This is a genomic window from Sinorhizobium terangae (assembly GCF_029714365.1).
GTDB classification, from domain to species: Bacteria; Pseudomonadota; Alphaproteobacteria; order Rhizobiales; family Rhizobiaceae; genus Sinorhizobium; species Sinorhizobium terangae.
This window is the reverse complement of record NZ_CP121659.1, coordinates 1,436,157-1,457,726: the sequence shown is the minus strand read 5'-3', so window position 1 is coordinate 1,457,726 and position 21,570 is coordinate 1,436,157. Positions and strand designations below refer to the sequence as shown.

The 21,570-nt window shown below is 59.1% G+C and carries 20 protein-coding genes; 9 read left to right on the top strand and 11 right to left on the bottom strand.

Translation table 11 applies throughout. The features are described from left to right. The first annotated feature begins 105 nt into the window (after positions 1–105). Both cuyB and denD read left to right on the top strand, forming a co-directional pair. Positions 106–807: a cysteate racemase gene (gene cuyB, locus QA637_RS06930; RefSeq protein WP_283064422.1), complete on the top strand. Its 702-nt coding sequence runs from the start codon at positions 106–108 to the stop codon at positions 805–807. Between the two features lie 57 nt (positions 808–864). Further along, complete coding sequence (gene denD / locus QA637_RS06925; protein ID WP_283064420.1) at positions 865–1,794, top strand: D-erythronate dehydrogenase; 930 nt, start codon at positions 865–867, stop codon at positions 1,792–1,794. A gap of 232 nt (positions 1,795–2,026) precedes the next feature. On the opposite strand, the gene QA637_RS06920 is transcribed toward denD, so the two are convergent. From QA637_RS06920 to panD, 4 genes are all read right to left on the bottom strand, one after another. Further along, a complete protein-coding gene (locus QA637_RS06920; RefSeq protein WP_283064418.1) occupies positions 2,027–2,734 on the bottom strand; it encodes an aspartate/glutamate racemase family protein in 708 nt (235 codons plus the stop codon). Positions 2,735–2,819: 85 nt separating this feature from the next. Continuing rightward, positions 2,820–3,719 carry a DMT family transporter gene (locus QA637_RS06915; protein ID WP_283064416.1) on the bottom strand — a complete coding sequence of 300 codons (900 nt, stop codon included), beginning with the start codon at positions 3,717–3,719 and terminating at the stop codon, positions 2,820–2,822. A 93-nt stretch (positions 3,720–3,812) separates the two neighbouring features. After that, on the bottom strand, positions 3,813–4,958 hold the full coding sequence (locus QA637_RS06910) for a D-alanine--D-alanine ligase family protein (protein WP_283064920.1): 1,146 nt from the start codon (positions 4,956–4,958) through the stop codon (positions 3,813–3,815). A gap of 63 nt (positions 4,959–5,021) precedes the next feature. Continuing rightward, positions 5,022–5,480 (bottom strand): aspartate 1-decarboxylase, encoded by a 459-nt coding sequence (gene panD / locus QA637_RS06905; protein WP_283064415.1) that lies wholly within the window; start codon positions 5,478–5,480, stop codon positions 5,022–5,024. Between the two features lie 1,122 nt (positions 5,481–6,602). Between panD and QA637_RS06900 the strand changes: the two genes are divergently transcribed. Beyond that, positions 6,603–7,733, top strand: coding sequence for a DmpA family aminopeptidase (locus QA637_RS06900; RefSeq protein WP_283064413.1), 1,131 nt, complete (start codon positions 6,603–6,605; stop codon positions 7,731–7,733). Continuing rightward, entirely contained in the window at positions 7,730–8,638 is a 909-nt protein-coding gene (locus tag QA637_RS06895; RefSeq protein WP_283064411.1) for a MurR/RpiR family transcriptional regulator, read from the top strand. The genes QA637_RS06900 and QA637_RS06895 overlap by 4 nt, the downstream gene beginning before the upstream one ends. 304 nt (positions 8,639–8,942) lie before the next feature. Here the strand turns inward: QA637_RS06895 and QA637_RS06890 are convergent, their stop codons facing one another. The 5 genes from QA637_RS06890 to QA637_RS06870 are packed head-to-tail and all read right to left on the bottom strand — an operon-like array spanning position 8,943 to position 14,187. Continuing rightward, the gene (locus QA637_RS06890) at positions 8,943–9,749 is read right to left on the bottom strand and encodes an ABC transporter ATP-binding protein (RefSeq protein ID WP_283064410.1); all 807 of its coding nucleotides are present in this window, start codon (positions 9,747–9,749) and stop codon (positions 8,943–8,945) included. Between the two features lie 2 nt (positions 9,750–9,751). Continuing rightward, positions 9,752–10,585: an ABC transporter ATP-binding protein gene (locus QA637_RS06885; protein WP_283064408.1), complete on the bottom strand. Its 834-nt coding sequence runs from the start codon at positions 10,583–10,585 to the stop codon at positions 9,752–9,754. Continuing rightward, on the bottom strand, positions 10,585–11,517 hold the full coding sequence (locus QA637_RS06880) for an ABC transporter permease (RefSeq protein ID WP_283064406.1): 933 nt from the start codon (positions 11,515–11,517) through the stop codon (positions 10,585–10,587). The genes QA637_RS06885 and QA637_RS06880 overlap by 1 nt, the downstream gene beginning before the upstream one ends. After that, the gene (locus QA637_RS06875) at positions 11,517–12,569 is read right to left on the bottom strand and encodes an ABC transporter permease (RefSeq protein WP_283064404.1); all 1,053 of its coding nucleotides are present in this window, start codon (positions 12,567–12,569) and stop codon (positions 11,517–11,519) included. The genes QA637_RS06880 and QA637_RS06875 overlap by 1 nt, the downstream gene beginning before the upstream one ends. Positions 12,570–12,576: 7 nt before the next feature. After that, positions 12,577–14,187, bottom strand: coding sequence for an ABC transporter substrate-binding protein (locus QA637_RS06870; protein WP_428843121.1), 1,611 nt, complete (start codon positions 14,185–14,187; stop codon positions 12,577–12,579). Between the two features lie 166 nt (positions 14,188–14,353). On the opposite strand from QA637_RS06870, the gene QA637_RS06865 reads away from it, so the two are divergent. After that, the gene (locus tag QA637_RS06865; protein WP_283064402.1) at positions 14,354–15,601 is read left to right on the top strand and encodes a D-amino acid dehydrogenase; all 1,248 of its coding nucleotides are present in this window, start codon (positions 14,354–14,356) and stop codon (positions 15,599–15,601) included. Between the two features lie 221 nt (positions 15,602–15,822). Next, positions 15,823–16,986 carry a beta family protein gene (locus QA637_RS06860; RefSeq protein WP_283064400.1) on the top strand — a complete coding sequence of 388 codons (1,164 nt, stop codon included), beginning with the start codon at positions 15,823–15,825 and terminating at the stop codon, positions 16,984–16,986. Here QA637_RS06860 and QA637_RS06855 read toward each other — a convergent pair. Further along, positions 16,946–17,590, bottom strand: coding sequence for a sce7726 family protein (locus QA637_RS06855; RefSeq protein ID WP_283064918.1), 645 nt, complete (start codon positions 17,588–17,590; stop codon positions 16,946–16,948). The two genes, QA637_RS06860 and QA637_RS06855, sit on opposite strands and share 41 nt — an antisense overlap. A gap of 244 nt (positions 17,591–17,834) precedes the next feature. Here QA637_RS06855 and QA637_RS06850 point away from each other — a divergent pair, with 244 nt between their 5' ends. From QA637_RS06850 to QA637_RS06840, 3 genes are all read left to right on the top strand, one after another. Beyond that, positions 17,835–18,176 carry a hypothetical protein gene (locus QA637_RS06850; protein ID WP_283064399.1) on the top strand — a complete coding sequence of 114 codons (342 nt, stop codon included), beginning with the start codon at positions 17,835–17,837 and terminating at the stop codon, positions 18,174–18,176. A 147-nt stretch (positions 18,177–18,323) separates the two neighbouring features. Then, positions 18,324–19,421, top strand: coding sequence for a S1/P1 nuclease (locus QA637_RS06845; protein WP_283064397.1), 1,098 nt, complete (start codon positions 18,324–18,326; stop codon positions 19,419–19,421). Between the two features lie 162 nt (positions 19,422–19,583). Further along, entirely contained in the window at positions 19,584–20,639 is a 1,056-nt protein-coding gene (locus QA637_RS06840; RefSeq protein ID WP_283064395.1) for a trypsin-like serine peptidase, read from the top strand. A gap of 296 nt (positions 20,640–20,935) precedes the next feature. Here the strand turns inward: QA637_RS06840 and QA637_RS06835 are convergent, their stop codons facing one another. Then, on the bottom strand, positions 20,936–21,535 hold the full coding sequence (locus QA637_RS06835; RefSeq protein WP_283064394.1) for a hypothetical protein: 600 nt from the start codon (positions 21,533–21,535) through the stop codon (positions 20,936–20,938). Between the last annotated feature and the right edge of the window lie 35 nt (positions 21,536–21,570).

The window sequence follows — 21,570 nt, the reverse complement described above, 5'->3', positions numbered from 1 at the left end:
CGCACTGGATTTTCCTCGTTACCACCAGCGGCATAGTGGCCGCACGGGCGGCGAAAATCGGTGCGCTCCGTGTCCTGCGGCTAAGTACTCGAGTGGGAGGGTGGCATGTCGCAAAAGACGGTCGGAATCATTGGCGGGCTTGGCCCCATGGCCACTATCGCCTTCATGAACTCGGTGTTGGAGCTGACGCCGATAGAGAGCGAGCGCGACCATCTTCACATGCTCGTCGACTGCAATCCGAAGGTCCCCGATATCAATGCCGCTATACTTGGCACCGGCCCAGGTGCGGCGGCCGCGCTTGTCGAGAACGCCAAACGTCTCGAGAGCGCCGGGGCGGACCTCATCGTCATGGTTTGCAATGCAGCCCATGTCTATGAGCGCGAGCTGAAAGCGTCGGTTTCCGTCCCCTTCATCAGCATGATCGAGGAAACGGTAAGGAGTATCCGGTCGGATTTCCCCCGATGTACACGGGTTGGCCTGCTAGGGACGAAAGGCTGCTTGCAGTCCGAAATCTATCAGGAGCGGCTTGCCGGTTGCGGACTGACCTCCATGCTGCAGGCGGCCGGCGATCAGGAGCACTTGATGCATGCGCTCGCTCGGATCAAGGCCGGCGATCGGAGTGTCGAGGTTCGAAGCGAGATCTTTCGGATGGTCAGCGACCTAGCGCAGAGCGGAGCGGAGGCGATCATTCTTGGCTGCTCGGAAATTTCTTTGGTCGGCCCGATCGCCGAATTGGATGTGCCGCTGATCGATCCCTGTGTCGCCCTGGCGCAGGCGACGGTCCATGCGGCACTGAAGCAGAATTGAGGAGTGTCATAGATGCGTATTCTTGTGACGGGTGCCTGTGGTTTTCTCGGGAGACGATTGATCGAAGCGCTCTTGGCCCAGGGCAGCTTAGTGGGGGCGAGCGGCAAGGTCGCGCCGATTTCTCGGATTGTCGCGACCGACATACTCGTGGAGCCCACCGGGCTGCCCGCAGACGAAAGAGTATCCTACCGCGGCGGTGATATATCGGATCCAGAGTTCGTCGCTCTGCTGTTTGCAGACAATCCGGAGAGCGTATTTCATCTAGCCGCCCTGGTCAGCGGAGGGGCCGAGCAGGACTTCGACGCCGGCATGAGGGCAAATCTGACCGGCACGATCCATTTGCTGGAGGCCGCGAGGCGAACGGGCGGCTGCCCGCGGTTCGTCTTCACGAGCTCGATTGCCACCTACGGGGGAGACCTGCCGGAGATTGTATCGGACGAATACCACATAACGCCCGAAAGCTCCTATGGCGTTCAGAAGGCGATCGGTGAGCTTCTTGTGAACGACTACACCCGAAAGGGTTTTATTAACGGCCGCTCTCTGCGGCTGCCAATCATTGCCGTCCGTCCAGGAGGCGCCAATACTGCCGCTTCGTCCTGGGCAAGCGCCATAATACGAGAGCCCCTCAACGGCGTCGACTATGCTTGCCCAGTTGCACCCGAAGATCGCGGCTTTGTGCTGTCTCCTCTAAAGGCGATTGAAGGATTGATCGTGGGGCACGATGCTCCCGATGAGGCCTGGGGCCGCAATCGATCGGTGATGATGGCGGGCCTGAGCTGCACCGCAAAGGATCTCGTCGATGCACTTGCAAGGGTTGCGGGCACACCGGTGGCGAACCGGGTTAGATGGCAGCCGGATCCTTTCGTGAGAGGCATCGTAACTACCTGGCCAACACAGTTCTCGTTACGCAAGGCCTCTCGTATCGGATTGGAAGCGGATGCCTCGATTGACGACATTGTAATCCAGTATATGGGAGACGGTTGCTAGCCGCCTTTCGCAGGTCGCGCTCCCTAGCTCCCAGGAAGGTGGCTTCGGCACGCCCAATTTCGCGGTCCCGAGCTACTCTTTCGTTGGCGCGAGACCGTCTCCCGATCACGCGGCCTATGGGAGCTTCTTGATACAGCCTCCTGCTCGATAGCTTCCACCGGGCGACCGTGGCTCCGTCGACCGGCTTTCCCGAGTATTCACGACTTCCCACTTGGCTCCGTTAAGGTGGAGTTCATGCAATCGATGCCACTTGAAGAGCAGTGTCAATGTGAACGGCGATGGTGTCGATCACAGCGCATTGATTAACCGTTTCCGGCATTCCCAGCAATGAAAGCTCGGTGCAGCCAAGTATAATACTATCAAGCTTGGTGAACTTGGCGGTGTAAAACTCAAGCATTTCGCGAAACCATTGCTTTGAAGTGTGCAGAATTTTGCCTCTGCATAATTCATCGTATATGATGCCGTGGATTTTCTTGCGATCATCACCTTCTGGAATTCTAATTTTCCTATCCTGTCGCTGCATCGCCGACCGGTAGAAGTCGCGTTCCATCGTATATCGCGTCCCCAGAAGAAGGGTTTCCGTGTACTTTAATTCATCAAGGTGAGATGAGACGCAGTCGATCAAGCTGATGACCTCTACGTCTGGATGGGCGACACTATTTAGTGTCCTGCTCGTAGTGTTCGAGCATACCAGTATAATTTCTCCTCCGGCGCGCGCCGCACGCGAAATGCCGTCGCTGACCAACTCCATTTCTTTTTCAAATATATTCAGCTCTTGAGCCTCCAGCACGTGTTTAAAGTTCAGGTCCACTGCGACGAGCCCAGGCTCATCCGAGTCGGTTAGAATTATGTTCAGACGCCTGTAATATTCGGCCGATGACGCCCAGCTTACGCCGCCAACCAGAGCTATTCTCCTTTGTTTGCTATTATTGTTCAGCATGATCAATGGACCTCGTCTCTGCAAATTAATACCTGATTTCGATTTGTGCGCACTTCGGCCTCTGTCCGAACACTCGGGGAACCCGTCATGGGCCAGGAGACTTTCCGCGGCCTAGATGGAGAGCAATACACATGCCAGCAACCACGACCATCACCCCGCCAATGATCTCTGAAGGGGTCGGATAATGTCCGAAGAGCAGTGCGGCGTAGAATGCGCCGGCAGGGACTTCGACGTAGGCCGCAGGTGCGATCGAGCTCGAGAATGGCGTCCGCATGGCGGCGGAGACGAGGAAGTGACTAAGCGCCGACGTTAGACCCATGCCGATCAGGATCAGCCAGTCGGGTGCTGTCGGGTTTGCAAAGGAAATCAGCGCAAACGGCGCTCCTAGTACGGCGCCGGGCCAAGCTGTATGAAAGCTATTGACTATACTGCCGGATGTCGCGGCCACATGCCCAGTTACCAAGAAGTACAGTGCAAGCAAGATTGCCGCGACAATCGCGCATAGCCCGCCAATCGGCTGGAAGCTGGTCAATTGCGGTGCGTAGGCGAAGAGGACGCCTAGTGCCCCGAGCGCGGCAATCAGGACGCTGCGCCTGTCGGCGCCCGCCAAACCAAGCGCTGATCTGACGATGACGACGATAAGGGGGGCGAGGAACACGATCACCAGAGCGCTGGTGAGCGACAACGTCCGAAGAGCCGCCATGAAAAAGAGAGTTGAGCCGAACTGTGCGGCCCCTCTCAGAAGCTGCACTTTGGTGGGCTTGAGCGCTTCCACCCCCTGCCGACCAACTGCCGTCAATGTACCGGTCGTGAAAGCATGCACAGCGTAGCGAATCCACACGATCTGAAAGACGGCGTATGAGGCCACCATTTTCTTGCCCGCAGCGTCGATCAGCGGTGCGAGCGCCGATCCGGCCACCATGAGGGCGACAGCGGTAGCCACCGGCGGCACAAGGTTGCCAAAAGGATGTGCGCGTATTTTCATTGCGTTCCTCGAGTCCATATCGGATCACCTGCTGAAAGGCGTCTCATGCCATGACCGACAGTCCAGGGTCACGAACGGGACGCGCGAAGGGGACTAGGTTGCCGCGGCCACTGGTAGTCCATAGCGGATGCGGCTCGTGGCGGTCTTGCGAAGCGCTTCCCGGTGCCGGTGGTACTCTTCATTGGAGGCAGCTAGCCGAACGACGTGGCACAAGTCCAAACCAGCTTCGGCGAGCATCTTGGGGTAGACGCTCCCTGCGGTAAGTCCCGGAACCACGTTGACTTCGAAGAAGTGAATGCGTTCTTCCTCGTCGACGATGAAATCGAGGCGGGCGAACGTGTGGAGCCTGAACTCCATAGCAATTTGCCTGGAGATCGCGGCGATACGGGTTTGAAGGCTGTTCTCTATGTCAAACTCGACAGAGTAGCTGCCTTTCTGCGTCTTCTGATCATATCCGAGGAAGCCCGAGGGATTGTTGAACCGCGCGACCGGAAGCGCCGTAATGCTATGGCGGTCGATTAAAACGCCGCAGGTGTACTCCATTCCGACAATTCGCCGCTGAACCAAGAAGGAGGCGTCATATGGAGCGATCCGCCGCGAATAGGAACGGAGGCCGTCCGCCGAGAGCGCGTCCACACATTCCGTATGGAACGAACCTCCGAGCGTGTTCGGCTTCAGGACACACGAGCCAGAAAGTTGCCGCAGGGCCGCTGCGATACCAAGCTCGAGGTTGCATTGCGAGACGTGGACCGTCGGAATGGGCGTCAAGTCGGCGCAGAGCCGATTTACAATCAGACATTGCAGGTACTTGTCTGCTGCAAGCATCGCCGCAGTCTTGTCGCCAAAGCTGCCTGGAATGTCGTGGAACTGAGCTAGCGCCTGAATTTGGCCGTCCTCGCCGTCCTGCCCTTGAAGAAGTGAGAAGACGAAATGCCCGTCGCTCTTGAGTAGGTGAGCGAGAGAATCGAGCTGATGCGTTTCTGCACGCGCTGCAAACTCTTCGTGCTTGGGAACGCTGCCATCCAGGGGTAGCCTTAGCAGCTCCCCCGAACGTGCGATGTAATAGATGGATACTGGTGAAATGTCGGGAGCACTGTTGAGAACGTCGGCGAAGTGATTGTACATCGCGATCGACCAGTCGTGCTCGACCGACCGGCCCCCATACATGAGCGCCAATTGCATGGCAGATCCCTTTCGTTGAGTTGCGGTTTCGCGGTCGCCTTTGGAGACGAAGAGCATCTGGCCCAACGGGTGTGGTCCCCGTTCGGCGACAGTCCTCCCCGTCAAGCCCGATCCGGTGCGCTACGACCGATTGGCCCGAACTGGAGTCTTTAGGGTGGTGCCATCAAGAGACCCCTCGCGAACGCTGAACGTCATTGTTCCATCCTCCCTGGCTCCAGCATCGTAAAACATGCGGTCGCGCACAGAATTGTCCCGATTGAACGTCAGCACTCGCGGTTTGATCTCTGCAATCTGACTCTTCTCAACATATGCCGACGAGCAAACGATTATCTCGTCCCCGATTTGGCAGGTGCGAGCAGCGGCCCCGTTCAGCACACAGCAACGAGAGCCCCTCTCGCCGTAGATGACATACGTGCTGATTCGCGCGCCCGAGGCCTTGTTCCAGATCTCTACGAATTCCAGCGGAAGGATACCCGCCTCATCGCAATGATCTGGATCCAGGGTTATTGAACCGTGGTAGTTCAGATCCGCGTCCGTCACGGTGATGCCATGAAGCTTGGCGGCAATGACTTTTCTCATCCACGAGTCTCCTGTGTGGGACGACATGCCGACGAGCCGCGGCGGTGGCGTCCTGGGTTTGATCGATGCGGTTGATGGGGGAGGAGCAGCTTTCGGAGGGGAGGGTAGGTGAGGCCGTTCACGGAGATGGGGTCACGCGGCAGCCGTCGCGGCATAAGCCACGGGAGTACGTGAAAGAGCAGCAGCGGACAGCCGGACCAGGGGGAGCATCTCTCTCAAGACCCGCTGCAGCCTCAGTGGGTCTTGTCCAGAGAGCAGGCCGGAGGCGGGCCCGCCGCCCCTCGGAATGATGAAGCATCCACTCCGCACGTCTTCGGTGCTGCTGTGGCGGTTCCCGCGAATTCGCGTGTGGCGATTCTGTTTTCCAGCGAACGCCAACGGGTCCGATGGAGATTGCCGCGCCCGAATCTGCACAGTCGGACGCAGTCGGGCCTGCGGTGGACCTAAGGCGGTGCTGGCTTGGACGACGCTCCCCAGTATTACGGGATTTGCCTGAGCTGACATGCAGCTTCCCTTTCTTCTCTTCTTCTCTGTGCATCGCAGTGTCCGCGACATGAATGCCGGTCCGCTGCTCGCGCCGGCTCGTAACGAAGCGAGCAAGCATCGTGCCATCTTCCCAATAGAGCCGAAAAGACGTCTTTGACTGGGTTTCAGCCATCTACCGCAGGAAGAACGAAATTGACTCGTCATTCCTGTGTCGCGAATCCTACAAACCCGACAGAGGGCGTAAGCATCCGAGGCGCACCGTCGCGTGGGTACGCACTAGTGATGGCATCAAGGCCAAAGGGTTGGACGGTGCTCGGGTGCGGGCTGTCCGGCAGGGCGTTTCCAATTCAAGGGCAGACAGTTCCGCGGCCGCGAGTAGGGGCAACTGAGGGATGAAATCACGGCGGAGTGGATCGCGGGCGAGAGTAATAGGCTTGTGCGTTTCGCGCATCAGCCTCCTCAAGCTCGGCGGGCAGGGGCACCGCGTTCCTGTCTTTCGCGCACCGTTGCTCGGTGGCGATTTCGGCACTAATGTTATCTAAATATCTTTGATGACAAAATATTATTTTGCTATCATTTCACGCAAATGCTCGTTAGAGTAACGCGGAAGCGAAACCCAAAGAATGAGGATACCCAATGGAGATCGTTCAGCGCTTGGCATCTGGAGCCCATACAAAGCCGCGGGCGCGGGACCTGGGCCTGCCCTTTTCGGGAAAGACCGGCCCTTTCAACGCCATCACGGATGTTTCCGGTGTGGAGGTCGGTTACGCGACCGTGATCAACGACTCCCCCGGAGCGGGTAAGGGACCGGCTCGCACTGGTGTCACTGCCATACTTCCAAGAGGCCGCTCAGGCCTTTTGCGGGTACCCGTATGGGCCGGCTTCCACTCGCTTAATGGAAACGGTGAGATGACGGGCACGCACTGGATCAGGGAAGCCGGGTATTTTCTGGGACCCATCGGCATAACCAACACCCATAGCCTTGGAACCGTTCATCAGGCAATGCTGCAATGGATGATCGGGAAGCCGGACGCCGGGCTTGCGGCTTATAAATTCATGCTGCCCGTGGTGGCCGAAACGTGCGACGCCTATCTCAACGACATTAACGCATTCCATGTCACGCCCGCGCACGTAGTAGAGGCTCTCGATAGCGCTTCCGGCGGACCTTTGGCCGAGGGCAACGTCGGCGGCGGAACCGGTATGATCTGCTTCGAGTTCAAAGGAGGGACGGGAACCTCGTCCCGCGTCGTGGACCTACTCGGTGCCAGCTATACCGTAGGCTGCCTTGTACAAGCGAATTTTGGCATTCGGCCTCTCTTAAAAATACTGGGGGTACCCGTTGGCGAACACCTCGCCTCGAACCGACTCTGGGCCGGCGAGCAGGGCTCGATCATCGCGGTCGTGGCGACCGACGCGCCCCTGATGCCCACCCAGTTGGAACGACTCGCCCGACGTGCTGGACTCGGAATCGGCCGGACCGGAACACCGTCCGGGGACGGATCCGGCGATCTGTGCCTCGCCTTCTCAACGGCAAACCTTACGATGAGTGAATCGGCGACCCAGCCGGAATTGGGTAACCTTGCCTTCCTGCCGAACAACAGGCTCGATTCACTTTTCGAGGCGACGGCGCAGGCCGTGGAGGAAGCAATCATCAATGCCATGGTGGCGGCCGAGTCGATGGTGGGACGCGAGGACAGGCTTGTTGCCTCCATCGAGCACGATGCTGTAAAGGAGGTTATGCGCAACTATGGACGATTGAACGCATGAGCCGCAAGGAAGCGCCCCAGCCGGCGCCGCCATCCTTCCCCTTCGTCGAGAAGATCAAGGAACGGCAGGCTACCTTCTCGAAGGCGGAAAGCGCCATCGCGGCCTATCTAGTCGCGAACGTCCGCGACATTCCTTTCGAGACCGCGGCCTCGATCGCGAGCAAGCTCAAGCTCAGCCCCATGACCATGGGGCGCTTCCTGCGTTCACTCGGCTATGAGAACCTTTCCGCTCTTAAGGAGGAACTGGGTAGCACGATTCATCAGATCGCCTGGCTCGTGGGAGAGCGGTACGAGCGCATCACCTCGGCCGAACGTTCCAGGAGTGAGGAGGACCGCGAGGCTCATGGCCTCTCTGGAAGTCTCGATTTGGAATTGAAGTCGATTATCGGCACCTACGAGCTCGCCCGCACCGCCAGGTTCAGCCAGGTTGCGGAGACGGTCGCCAGGGCCGATCGCGTGTATGTCGCAGGCTTTCAGACCGTGCGGGGTCTGGCCATGGATTTTGCCCTGCGTCTCGAATACGCCCGCCCGCGTGTCCGCTTCTTGGACGGCGTCAGCGGTACTTACAGCGAACTGTTCGCGGATGACGTCGGAAAACCGGTACTCATCCTCGTGGATGTCCGACGGTATGCGAAGCAGGCCATGCTTCTGGCCCGGCAGGCTTCGCAGGCCAACATCGATACTGTGATCGTCACGGATTCCGTGTGCTACTGGGCAGAGGAACTGACGGACAATGTTTTCCGCATCGCCACCGACATCGATATGTTCTGGGAGAGTAATGCGCCGGTGACGGCCTTTCTCGGTCTTCTTGTGGACGAGGTCATCCGCCGTCTGGGTCCGTTGGTCAAGAAGCGCGGCCAGCGGCTCCAAGAGCTGCAGGACAACTTTGGAAGTTTTGCGGAGTAGCCTTCAGAGGGAGCGGATCGTCGCCGGGGCGAGAGGTTTGCCTGCTCGAGTTGATCCGTCCTCTCCGACGCCCGGCCTCGGGTCTGCCATGATCATGCCTCTGCCAATTGGCGAGCCTGGCGATCTGTTTCCCCAGCACGGCCAGCTATCACGCCGATCTCGCCGGGTAAATTCAAGCGTGTCGCTGCGAATCGGTCTCATATCCAGCATCTTGAAATAGCTCCAGCATTCCGCGAGGGAGAAGGGATCGCGCATATGTCGCCATCGCATCAGAGCCGTCGCAGGGCTGGTTTCGCCTGAGCTCTCACCCACCATGACATGACCGATGTCCTCGGCTGGCGGGGTCCGCTGCCGATGGAGTGCACTCACGCGCGAATCCCTGACTCGCCTTAATCAGTGACCGGGTGTACTCGTTCGAAGCGTTCCCTGACCGCAGCGCCTCGGACGTCGTCTCCTCGACGGTCTCGCCATGGCGCATCACCAGCAGGCGCTTGCACAAATGCGCGACGACCGCGAGATCATGGCTCACCAGAACGTAGGTCAGTCCCATCCTCTGGCGCAGGTCATCAAGAAGGTTCAGGATCTCAGCCTGCACGGAAGCGTCGAGCGCCGAGGTCGGTTCATCGAGCAGCAGCACCTTGGGGCGCAGTATCAGTGCGCGGGCTATTGCGATGCGCTGGCGCTGGCCGCCCGAGAGCTGGTGGGGATAGCGGAAGCGGAAGGAAGGGCCAAGTCCCACTTCTCTGAGTGCCTCGAGGATCCGCGCCTCGACATCCCTCTCACCGTGGATGGCGAGGGGTTCGGACAACGTGCGATCGACCGTATGGCGCGGGTGGAGCGAGGCGTAAGGGTCCTGAAAAACCATCTGCACCGAACGGTAGAAGGCTTTGTCGCGCGGCGTGGCGACTTGCCTGCCCTCCACCGTCACACTTCCACTGCGGATCGGCGCGAGGCCGCAGATCGCGCGCAGCCCCGTGGACTTGCCCGAGCCGGACTCGCCGACGAGGCCGTAAGCTTCGCCACGCGCCACGCTGAAGCTCATGTTCTTGACCGCGACCACGCCGAGCCGCCCCGTACCGAAGGCGACATTGAGATTCCGAATGTCTAGCATGATCACAGCCCCCAGGAAGGATCGCGGTTGAGCGTTGGCAGCGGGCGCACCTCGTTCTTCAGAGTAGGCATGCACCGGATCAGCCCCTGCGTATAAGGATGCTCGGCTTCCTTGAGTTTCGTAGCCTCCAGTTCCTCCACCACCCGGCCCGCATACATCACGAGCACTCGGTCGCAGAAAGAGGATACGAGCTTCAGGTCATGCGAGACGAAGATCAGACCCATCCCGCGCTCCGAGACGAGCTCGTCGAGGATGCGCAACACCTCCATCGAGACCGTGACGTCGAGGGCCGACGTCGGTTCGTCGGCAATCAGCAGATCGGGATTGGTTACGAGCATCATGGCGATCATCGCACGCTGACCCATGCCCCCCGAGACTTCGTGCGGGTAGAGCGAGAATACGCGCCGGGGGTCGCTGATCTTCACCGCTTCAAGTATGGCCAGCGTCCTGTCGCGAGCCTCCGCGCGGGATGCTCTGGCATGCGCCCTGTAAGCTTCGACGATCTGTTCGCCGAGGGTCATGACCGGGTTGAGAGAGTATTTCGGATCCTGCATCACCATGCTGATGCGCCCGCCGCGCAGTTGGCGAAGCGTGCGCCGCGAGGCCTTGAGCAGATCGACCCCATCGAAGTCCAGACGACTGGCCGTGACGTCTCCTGAAGGTGGTGTGAGACCCAGGATGGCGCGGCCCGTTTGCGATTTTCCTGAACCGGATTCGCCGACGATGCCGAGCCGCTCGCGGCCGAGCCGGAACGAAACGCCGCGAACGGCCTCGACGGTGCCCGTGCGCAGATGGAAGCGGACCCGAAGGTCTTCGAGTTCGAGAAGCGGTTTCATCACTTCGCAGCCTTCGGATCCAGGACGTCGCGCAAGCCGTCGCCCAACAGGTTGAAACTGAGGCTCACCACGAAGATGGCGAGACCAGGCATCGCAGCGACCCACCATTGATCGACAAGGTAGTTGCGCCCGGCGGCGATCATCGCACCCCATTCCGGCATCGGCGGCTGAGCGCCGAGGCCGAGGAAGCCGAGCCCGGCCGCGGTTAGGATGATGCCGGCCATGTCGAGCGTGACGCGCACGACCAGTGACGGGATGCACAGCGGCACCACGTGGCCAAGGATGACGCGGGCGGTTGAGGCGCCCTGGAGCCTCACGGCCGCGATGAAGTCGCTCTTGCGTATCATCAACGTCTCCGCGCGTGCGATGCGGGCGTAAGGGGGCCAGGAGGTGATCGCGATCGCAATGACTGCGTTCTCAATGCCCGGACCAAGCGCCGCCACGAAGGCCAGCGCCAGTATGAGGCGCGGAAAGGCCAGGAAGATGTCGGTGATCCGCATCAGGGCCGTATCGATCCACCCGCCACGATAGCCGGAGATGGTGCCAACCAGCAGGCCGATGGGCGTAGCGATCAGAGATACCAGAACGATGACGAACAGCGTGATGCGCGAGCCATGGACGAGGCGGGAAAAAATATCCCGCGCCTGGTCGTCTGTACCAAGCCAAAAGGCGTCGCTCGGCGGTAGCAGGCGCTGCGTGCGCAGGTCGCCGCCGATCACCGGAGAATGGGGGGCTATGCCATCGGCAAAAATCGCGACAAGTATCAGGGCAGCCACGATGCCGAGGCCCAGGACGGCGAGCGGGTTCCTGGTGAACGAGCGCCAGCCGATATACCCTCGGCCCAGGCGCGCCTGCCAGCGAGAGCCTGGTTCGGTTGAAAGGAGCCAAGCCCGCAGGCCGGAGCATTGGGGAGACGAAGGGGCGCTAGTCATCAGCGGGTCCTCGGGTCCAGCAGGCGGTAGAGAAGGTCGGAGACGAGGTTGAGCAGCACAAAGACGGTGCCGATCGCGATCGTTCCGCCCAGGACCGCATTCATGTCGGCGTTCTGAAGGGAATTGGTCATGTATTGGCCGAGACCTGGCCACGCGAACACCGTTTCCGTCAGCACGGAGCCTTCAAGCAGGTTCGCATAGGACAGCGCGACCACGGTGACCAGCGGCACGGCCGCATTGCGCAGGGCATGACGCCAGATCACTCGTAACTCGGAAAGTCCCTTCACGCGCGCCGCGATGACGTATTCCTGTGCCAGCTCGTTGAGCATGAACGAGCGCGTCATCCGGCTGATGTAGGCGAGCGAATAGTAGCCGAGCAGGCAGGCCGGCAGGATGACATGCGAAACTGCGTCCCAGAACGCCTCCCATTGGCCCTGAATGGCGGCGTCGATGAGAACGATGTTGGTGACCGGCGTGTAGAGATAGGAATAGGTCACGTCGATGCGCCCCGGCCCACCGACCCATTCTAGCTTGGCATAGAAGAGCAGCAGGCACATGAGGCCGAGCCAGAACACCGGAATGGAATAGCCGGCGAGCCCGAGGAGTCGAACGACGTGGTCGATAATGCTGCCGCGCTTGACGGCGGCGAGAACACCGAGCGGGATGCCCAACAGCATGCCGACAAGGGTGCCTAGTGTCGCCAATTCGAAAGTTGCTGGAAAGGCGTTGGCGATGTCGGCCATCACTGGATTGGTGGTGAGGACCGAATTGCCGAAATCGCCCGTCGCGGCCTTCTTCAGATAGGTCCAGAACTGCTCGACGAGCGGCAGATCAAGCCCGAGCTCCTGCCGCGCGCGCGCATAGATTTGGGGGCTGGCGCGATCACCTACGATGGCAAGGACCGGGTCGATCGGAACGACACGCCCAATCAGGAAGGTGACGGCGACGAGTCCGAGGAGGGTCGTTGCCAGTACGAAAACGAACTGGGCGAGCTTTGCCAGGTAGCAAAGGGCGTCATGCCCTTTGCTACCGTCCACGAGTAGGTGTGCCATCGGAAAATCAGTTCTTCTTGGCTTGCGCAAAGCTGTTGGTGTCGAAGGACGGCCCAATGACGAAGCCATCGACATTCTTGCGTTCGGCGGCGACCTCGGTCTGCTGCAGGAAGATGACGAACGGGCCGTCCTTGAGCACGGCTCTCTGCAGTTCCTCGTACATCTCGGCGCGCTTTTGAGGATCGCTCTCCATGACAGCGGCGCGGGTCTGGCCGGTCAACGACCCTGGATCCCAGGAGTTTCGCCATGCTAGCGGCTTAGCGGCGGCATCGTCCGAGTTGTCCTCGTTTGCCGCGAACACATCCGCATTGGAGTTCGGATCCGGATAATCGGAGCCCCAGTTGCCGATGAAGATATCGTGCTGCCGGGAGCGATATTTGGTCAGGGTCTGCTTAAGGTCACCTGGAATGATCTCCAGCTTGACGCCTGCCTCTGCGAAGGTCGCCTGAATCGCCTGTGCGATACCGGTGATTTCCGGCGTCGAGCGGGTATCCATGGTGACGGTGAAGCCGTCCGCCAGACCGGCTTTGGCGAGCAGACCCTTCGCCTTGGCAATGTCGAGGTGGTAGGGGTTTGAGTCCAGTGCGCCCAGATACCCTCTCGGCAGGAAAGTCTGATGGATCTCGCCCTTATATCTCATGATCGTGTCGGTGATGGCCCCGTAGTCGACGAGCCATCTCAGAGCCTCGCGGACCTCTGGCTTGGCGAGGTTCGGATTCTTTTGATTGAGACCCAGGTAGTAGATGGTGCTTTTCGCGCCCTCGTTGATCTTGATATCGGGATTCTTCGACACCGCGTCGATTTCCTCCGGACTCAGATTGCGGGAGATGTCGACGTCGCCTTTCTCCAGCAGCAGGCGCTGTGTCGCAGTTTCCTTGATGTGACGGTAAATCACGCGCTGCAGAGGCGTCTTCTTCTCGTAGTTTGGGTTCCGCTCCAAGACCACGACCTCGTTCGCCTTCCAGTCACGAATGGCGAAAGGGCCGGAACCAGCATAATGGGTCTTGAGCCAATGGTAGCCAAGATCGCCGTCACTCTCGTGTTGCGTCAGCAACAGCTTGTCGACGATGGATGCGACGGGTGACGTCAGGCAGTAGAGGACAAAGGTCGGCGCATAAGGCTGATTGAGTTCCATCGTGAACTCAAAGGGGCCGGTCTGCTTGATCCTGTCCTTCACATTGTTCTTGTCGAAGCCCAACTGGCCGATAATGAAGGCCGGCGACTTGTCGAGAATGACGGCCCGCTGAAGTGAAAACACCACGTCCTCGGCAGTCAACGGATTGCCAGAGGCGAACTTCTTGCCTGCGCGGATCTTGAAGGTGAACGTTTTGCCGTCGTCCGAGACGGCCCACGATTCCGCGACTTCACCAGAGACCTTAGAGACGTCGCTGTAGTCATAAGAAAACAGGCGTTCGTACGTGTTGCCCGCAATTTCAGCCGTGCTGAACTCGAAGAGCTCGGCGGGGTCCAGAGTGATGATGTCATCGATCTGCAGAGCCTGGACTAAAGTGTCCCCTGGCGTTGCCGCGTGAACCGTGAACGGGGTCGCCATCGTAGCGACCAGGGCCGTCGAAGCTGCCATCCATGTGCATACCAAAGCCTGCTTGAGCGGTGCCATTGCCATACCTCCCTGTTTTCACAAAAGCGCGGTGTTCCCTATCCGTCACTTCATTTTGATGTTGATACATAACTATCATTTTGTAAAGGATATTATTTGACTATCATTTTTGGGCCCGCTTGCTAAGATTGGCATCGGGATCCAGACCACTGAATCGGGAGGAATAATGCCGCACATCGTTGTACTGGGCGCGGGTATCACTGGCGTCACAACTGCTTACGCACTCCTGCAGCGCGGGCATCGCGTCACCGTCGTTGATCGCCATCGCTATCCAGCGATGGAGACGTCGTTCGCGAACGGCGGCCAGCTTTCGGCGAGCAATGCGGAGGTATGGACGAACTGGGCGACCATCAGGAAGGGTATCGGCTGGATGCTCAAGAAGGATGCGCCACTGCTGCTGAACCCCTTACCTGGCTGGCACAAGTATTCTTGGCTGGCCGAGTTCACAGCGAACATCCCGCATTATGAAGACAACACGATTGAGACCACCCGGCTCGCAATCGCCGCGCGCAAGCACTTGTTCGCAGTGGCGGAGAATGAAGGCATAGATTTCGATCTCGAGAGGCGGGGCATCCTGCATGTCTACTACGACAAGCCGAGCTTCGATGCCGCATTGGCCGTGAACGAGCTGCTCAGGCGTGGCGGACTGGACAGACGTGCTGTCACTCCGACCGAAATCTCTGCCATCGAGCCGACGCTACTCGGATCGTTCTACGGCGGGTTTTTTACGCCATCGGATTCTACCGGCGACATCCATAAGTTCACACGAGGCCTTGCCGATGCGTGCCAGCGCAAGGGGGCCGAGTTCATTCCGCAAGCGGAGATTACCGGGGTAGAGGCCAATGGCTCGATAGTCGTAACATATCGCGCGATAGGCGACCCAACAGGCGAGGCTCAGCGCCTGGCCGCCGATGCCGTGGTTGTCTGCGCCGGGGTGGGCAGTCGCCATCTTGCTGCATTGTTGGGAGACCGCATCAACGTGTATCCGGTGAAAGGATACTCGATCACCGTCCACCTTGATGATGAAAAAAGCCGGGATAGCGCCCCATGGGTGAGCATGCTGGACGACAGAGCCAAGATCGTGACCAGCAGGCTGGGGATCGACAGGTTCCGAGTCGCGGGCACCGCGGAGTTTAACGGTCCGAACCGCGACATTCGGCACGATCGAGTAAAACCCCTAATAGCCTGGGTCGAGCGACTTTTCCCCCACGTCTCGACATCGCGTGTCGTACCATGGAGTGGCCTAAGACCGATGATGCCGAACATGATGCCACGGGTGCGACGCGGAAAACGCCCGAACGTTTTCTATAATACCGGTCACGGGCATCTTGGATGGACGCTGTCGTGTGTGACAGCCGAAATGGTCGCGGATCTGGTTGACACTGATCCCGCGACCAATTTCAGGCGCGCCTAGCGTCAATCACCAGGGCCGCCGCACCTGCTGGTCCGACGGCCACTATTGGGCTCACCATCGCGGAGAGACGCGCTTGGAGGCGACTGGCTTCGGGATGTTCTCGACAACCGACGAAGTCCAAGTCGCCGCCGATCGGTGCGAGGCTAACCTCCGACCTTCGCCCGCAGAGCGAATCAATTTAGAGTTGCGTTCAGCGACGGATCAAACCAAATGGGCTTGGCATGTTTGAAACGACCTCGTACTTTCCATCTCTCACGACCAGAGCAGGCGAGCTGTCAGCATATGACCAATGCTACGCGCCCGTGAAGGACGCGCTCATACCTATTTTCACATTGACGCGAAACGCAGACACCGAAAGCCTGGTCGATTCTGCGGCTGCTTTGGTGGCGGCCCTAGACGGTCGCTCAGCAATCGTTGATTTCGACCCGAGGCCCCGGAAGGTGACGTCGCTCGCCGAGGCAGCGGAAAAACGGCGCCGGGCCAATCTGAGACGTGCCCAGTCCGGCCAGAGGGAAGGTCGCCCCCGTTCCGAAAAGGAACTCGCGAACGACGCCGAACGGTTGCGAAGGACCGAGGCTTTCAACGAGAGCCTGACAAGTTTGACGGAGCCGTCACGCGGTCCTTTTCGATGGCTGGAGCTTGTCGGAACCTTCCCAGAACTTGTTCCAATCCTTCGCATCGTCGACGCTCCAACCCTCAGGCGACAGCTCGAGCAGACGAGTTTGGCCGGTCGTCCCGCAGCCATACGAATTCGCGTAAGCGAAGGGTCCGAGGCTGCTATGGTTATGCAATGCGCGGACCTGATCGGCCCGAGCGCTGCGTCTCTCGTGTTGATCATCGACGCCGGGAACATCTGGGCGAGAGTTGACAGCGCTGTTGCCGACGTGAAGAGCATCCTTCTCGGGCTTAGGGCGGCGATTGGCGAAGGATTCGAAGACCTTACTACCGTTGTTCTCTCGACGGGCTTTCCGCGGCAGCCGCTTCGCACGTTGCCGGCGATCCTCCCGATCAGCGATCTTACGCTTCACAGGCGCATCGCAGAGGATTTCGACATTCGTCTCGGCGACTACGGATCGCTGCCGAACCGCACGGAGGATACCCCTGCACGCGGCTGGTTCCCTCACGTCGATCTAGTGACACCGGACGATTGGCATATTTCGCTCTTCGAAAACAATCGCGACCCGAAAAAGTACATCGATGCATCGAGAGTCATCGCGAACAAGACCGAATGGGCCGAGAGGGCGCAGTGCTGGGGCGCCTCTGTGATCGAACAAGTGTCCCGAGGAGTTCAGATAATCGATGGAAAGAGCTTCACCCATCCGGCGGCGTGGTTGACCGTCCGCGTCAATCAGCACTTGTCGCAGATGGCCCGCCGCAGACGATGACGGAGCGCCCGAACGCGAGATCGTCGAACTCGCGTTCCAGACGCGCGCGTACCTTCAGGATCTTCTTCACGAAGGAGGAGATCTGGCGACAAGACAGGTTCGCTACCGCGCGCTCCACCAGCGTACGATAGTTGGCGCTTCGGACGCCCTTGTCCAACTGCGCGGAAGCGAGCAGGGCGACGATCTCGTCGCGTTCAAGCGTCTCTACTAGCGCTGTCTTGTCGAGTTCACGGTTGAGGCGCCCGCGGCGCACTCGTTTCAGCTTGAGATTGCCGTCGGCGTCCGCGGCACAGACGACGATCGACCACCAGTCGGGGATGATCGCACTGGCCTTCTCCAGATGCCGCCGGCCGACAACGAGGGTCATACGGTCGGCAATGGCCCCAAACATCACGGACTGCCTGGCCAGTCGGTTTAGGCTGTCCCTGTCGCTCTTGATCTCGTAACCCTCGATCTTCCCGTTGATGACGGCCACATCCATCCTGCCGCTGCCCAGCGAGACCTTCAGTTCATCGACGATAACGGCGTCTTCGCCACGGTGGGCGATTTCTAGAGAAGCGCGGACGGCTTGCCTGATGGTGGCGTCGGTTGTCGTGTGCTGCATCTTCACGGGTCTATCGGTTTTGTCCTTACCAACCTGGCGTCAATCGATGCGGGAAGCAACAATCGTCGAGCAGAGGGTGGAGGCACGGATTACTGGCCGGAGCTTGCGCGTGCAATTCGAATATTTCGTTACCAGCGCCACTGTCAGTAAGCACCGTAGACGATTTGTCGGCATTTAAAGATCCTGCCTTCGTCCTCACCGTCCATGCTGGGGTGTTTCATCACGGAACGAGGACCGGACCATAATGACTTCCGAATGGCAGGACACGCTCTTGGGCGAGGGGACCTCGCAAGGCGCGGCGGCAATGGTGCCGAGGATGCTGGCGCATCCAGCACTCGCTCTCGACCACGTCTCGCGACTTGGAGGTCACATCGACGACTGCATCGGCAGGCTCGGAATACTGCTTTCCGAAATGGAGAATGCCGGTGTCGATCAGGTCTTCGTCGGAGCTGCGCGCACGATCCGTGATGCATGGCAGAACCTTGCTGACAAAGCCGCTGAGAGGTCGCGATTGTTCGAGATTGGCTCCGTCGACGTTCACCCCACGCTGTCGGCCAACAAATTGCCGCCGCTCGCGACCCGATAGGATCTTCGAGCTCGAACAGTCCTGTAGTTCGTAACATGCGCCAGGGGCTGAATCCCCAAAATAGTCATGCAACTTAGAGAAAGTGCTGTTATTGTTCTGCAATCGACCGCTTGGCAGCCAGGCAGCCTAGAGGAGAGGGGCAAGACGATGACCGTATTCATCAATGCAGCGCTTCTTGTAATTGCATTTCTTTGCAGCGGAGCCACGACCGCTTTCGCGTGGGGCGACGAGGGGCACGAAATAGTCTGCCGGATTGCCTACATGGAACTGTCGACGGCGGCCCGCCAACGGGTCGACGGTCTCATCGCACAGGACGGCGAATTCCGCGAATTCGCAAAATCATGCACATGGCCAGATCACCCGCGCCAACGCGCGAGCGAACACTTTCTTAATGTCGAACGCTCTAAGACCTCGGTGGCTGCAAGTCAGCCGTGCGGACCAGCGTCGAAGTGCGTTGTGACCGCCATCGTGAACGATGCCAGGGACCTTGCCTCCGCACGGGAAGGGAGCGACGCCCTCAGATTGCTCAAGAGCCTTGGGCATTGGGTCGGCGACATCCATCAGCCGATGCACGTCTCCTTCCAAGACGACAAGGGCGGAAACAAAGTCTATGTCACCGGCCCATGCGACAACAATATGCATTCGGTCTGGGATAGCTGCATTATCGAGGAGACGATCGGACGCGACGCCCAGGCGGTCGCGATTGACCTTCGCAGCGAAATAAAGCAGCAGGAACGGACCGAGTGGACCTCGGAAGACGTCACGTTGGATACGGTGCTGGGGTGGGCGAATGAGTCACTGGCCGTGAGTCGCGCTTCTGACGTCGGCTACTGCATCCTCAAAGGGGATGTCTGCCAGTACGACGAGAACAGGGTTACGTACGATGGCGGGCAGACGCGCAGCGTTATGGTCGATGAAGCGTACCTTCAGAAACAATCAGAACGCGTCAGCGTGAGATTGAAGATGGCAGGCATTCGTCTTGGCGGAATGCTGGAGAAGATCTTCGGCGACGGCGATCGGGTCGCGGCCGCGGCCAACATGAGGGACTTTTCCCTCACGCGGATCATCGAAGCTCGCTCGCCGCCTTTGACGCCGAACGCGCTCCCGCAGCTCACGAATCTTACGAGGACAACCGTATTGCCGGATCTCCAGACGCCGGTCGCTGGGACCCAGCAGCAGATCGATATGCTCATTGCCAGATTGAAAAAGCTTGAGGCGGAGGTCGCTGCCTTGAAGTCACGCTGACGTATAGGGTTACCGATCTGAGGCCGGCAACCCGCCTCTACCCAGAGTCAGCAGCGGCCCGGTGGTGGGAAACCCCGGAGGGCGGAAACGGCGGCCTCGCCGGTCTCGAAGCCCCGCCGTGCCATACCGTGCATTGGCTATTGAACAAGCGAGGGCCGCATTATGAGCAATGTCAACGAGACAGCCGAACCATCAAAGCGCGAGCTTTTCGAGTTCGAAAAGGAGAAGTTCGAGAGAGAGCTTCAGTACAAGAAACTGTCCGCGCGCATAGAAATGACGCGAGATCGGTTCAATTTCCTTAAATCGCCGCTGACGTTGGCGATTATGGGCGGCATTGTCACTATATTCGTCAATTCCATCACAGGGTACTACTCCAACCAGAATACCATCACCTTAGAGAGGGAGAAGCTTCAGTCGGAGCTGATAAAGAAATATCTGGAGGTGCAAGACAACGCTGGCAGGATTGCAAACCTCAATTTTCTCGTCGAGTCAGGGCTCATCCCCAACTACAGTGGTCCGGTTTCTGAATATTTGAAGAAGGCTCCTGCTCTCGCTCCGCAGACGGTCCCCGCGACCGCCGCCACTACAGCCGACAATTGGCGCGCCTTCGGCGGCAACAACGTTCTGGATGGCGGTGTGTTGAAACGCGTGCAGAATGCTGGGGATTCGCTGGTCGTCGTTATGAACCGGCAGAGCGTTCGGGAATGGCAGAAGTGCACCGGCTTCCTGATTAATGACCGGACGATCGCCACTATCGGTTATTGTGTGCCGGGCGAACTTGCGGCAGGCTCGCCGAAGCTCACCGATATCAAAGTACAGGGGGTTGCAGTCGCGGGCTTTGCTGAGCCGCAGGTCACAAGCGTCACTCTGCGCGGCGAGGGTTCCTCCGATCACCGGATCGCGTTCTTGACGCTGTCAGCCACGGTCATCGGAAAGCAGATCCTGAAGATACGCCCGGAGTTACCGGCAGTGGGCGACCGGCTTATCATGCCGTTCCTCAAGGGAGATGCCACCGATTTCCGCGCTTCGGTGGATGACGAATGCAGCATCAGCGAGATCGATGAACAATCTGTCATCGCCTACCGCTGCGATGGCGATGTTGGTGCGGCTGGCGCTCCACTCGTCTCCTTCGCAACAGGAGAGGTGATCGGCATCCATTCGTGGTCCGGCGAGAAAGCGCGGTTTGGCATCCGCATTGGCCCTTCGGATGTGCCGTGAACGCAAAATCGACATTGAAGCGCCGCCTTAAATGCGCAGGCGCCGCCCACAGACGAACCTCTATGGCTGCCTGAAGCGTCTTCCCTGGACCTTTCCAGTCCAGGAGTCCGACAACGCTCTAGAAATCAGTTGAGGGGGCGCGATCGCAACTACATAGTCAGTGTTAGTGCCAGTACTGCATGGCCCTAGCCATCACGCAGAAACGGGTCAAGCTGCAAACAACCTTTGTAAACTGCGGAAAAACAGCCCTTGTGGACGGGAAAGCGGAACTCGTAACTCGCGGCCGCTCCCTTTGCTTATTGTTTGTCTTGTTTGTCCGTGCCGGACAGCTCCCTCAATGTCTTAGCATCGATGCCAATGTTGAAGAGGCACATGCCTGGATTCGCCCTGCATTGTGCACGAAGCTGCGCGAGGAATTGCTCGTACGACAAATTTGGCCCAGTCGCACTTCCGGTCTGTTTGCCATTGCTTGCCTTCGCGTCTTTCCCACCAGCACCTGACAAAGTGAAAGCACCTTTCGACATGTCTGCCGTGGCAAAGTTCTTGAACTTAATGGTGATCTGGTTTCCGCGTTTGGCGTCGCTCACGTTCTGGGCGCTTGCGTCTCCGCCAATTGCTCCCCCGGCGAGAGGCACGTTCGACACCGTGAGCTTGGCAGCGTCTGTAACCGCCGATGCGGCCGCGACGTTGAAGACAACCGTTACCTCGTCTGCGATCAAACCTGCGCGTTTGTTTTCCGGTACCAAATCCTGGACGTCGCGAAGCGTCGTCGCGACCTCGAAGACTGCTTCCCTCACCGTAACCTTTGACGGTTCAGCGATCTCTCTGGGCGTGAAAGTTCCGCATCCCGAGAGCCCTCCGAGTCCAATACATAACGATAGTATCTTGAAGTACATCCGAGCCCCCCGGCAATAACGCCATCGAAACACAA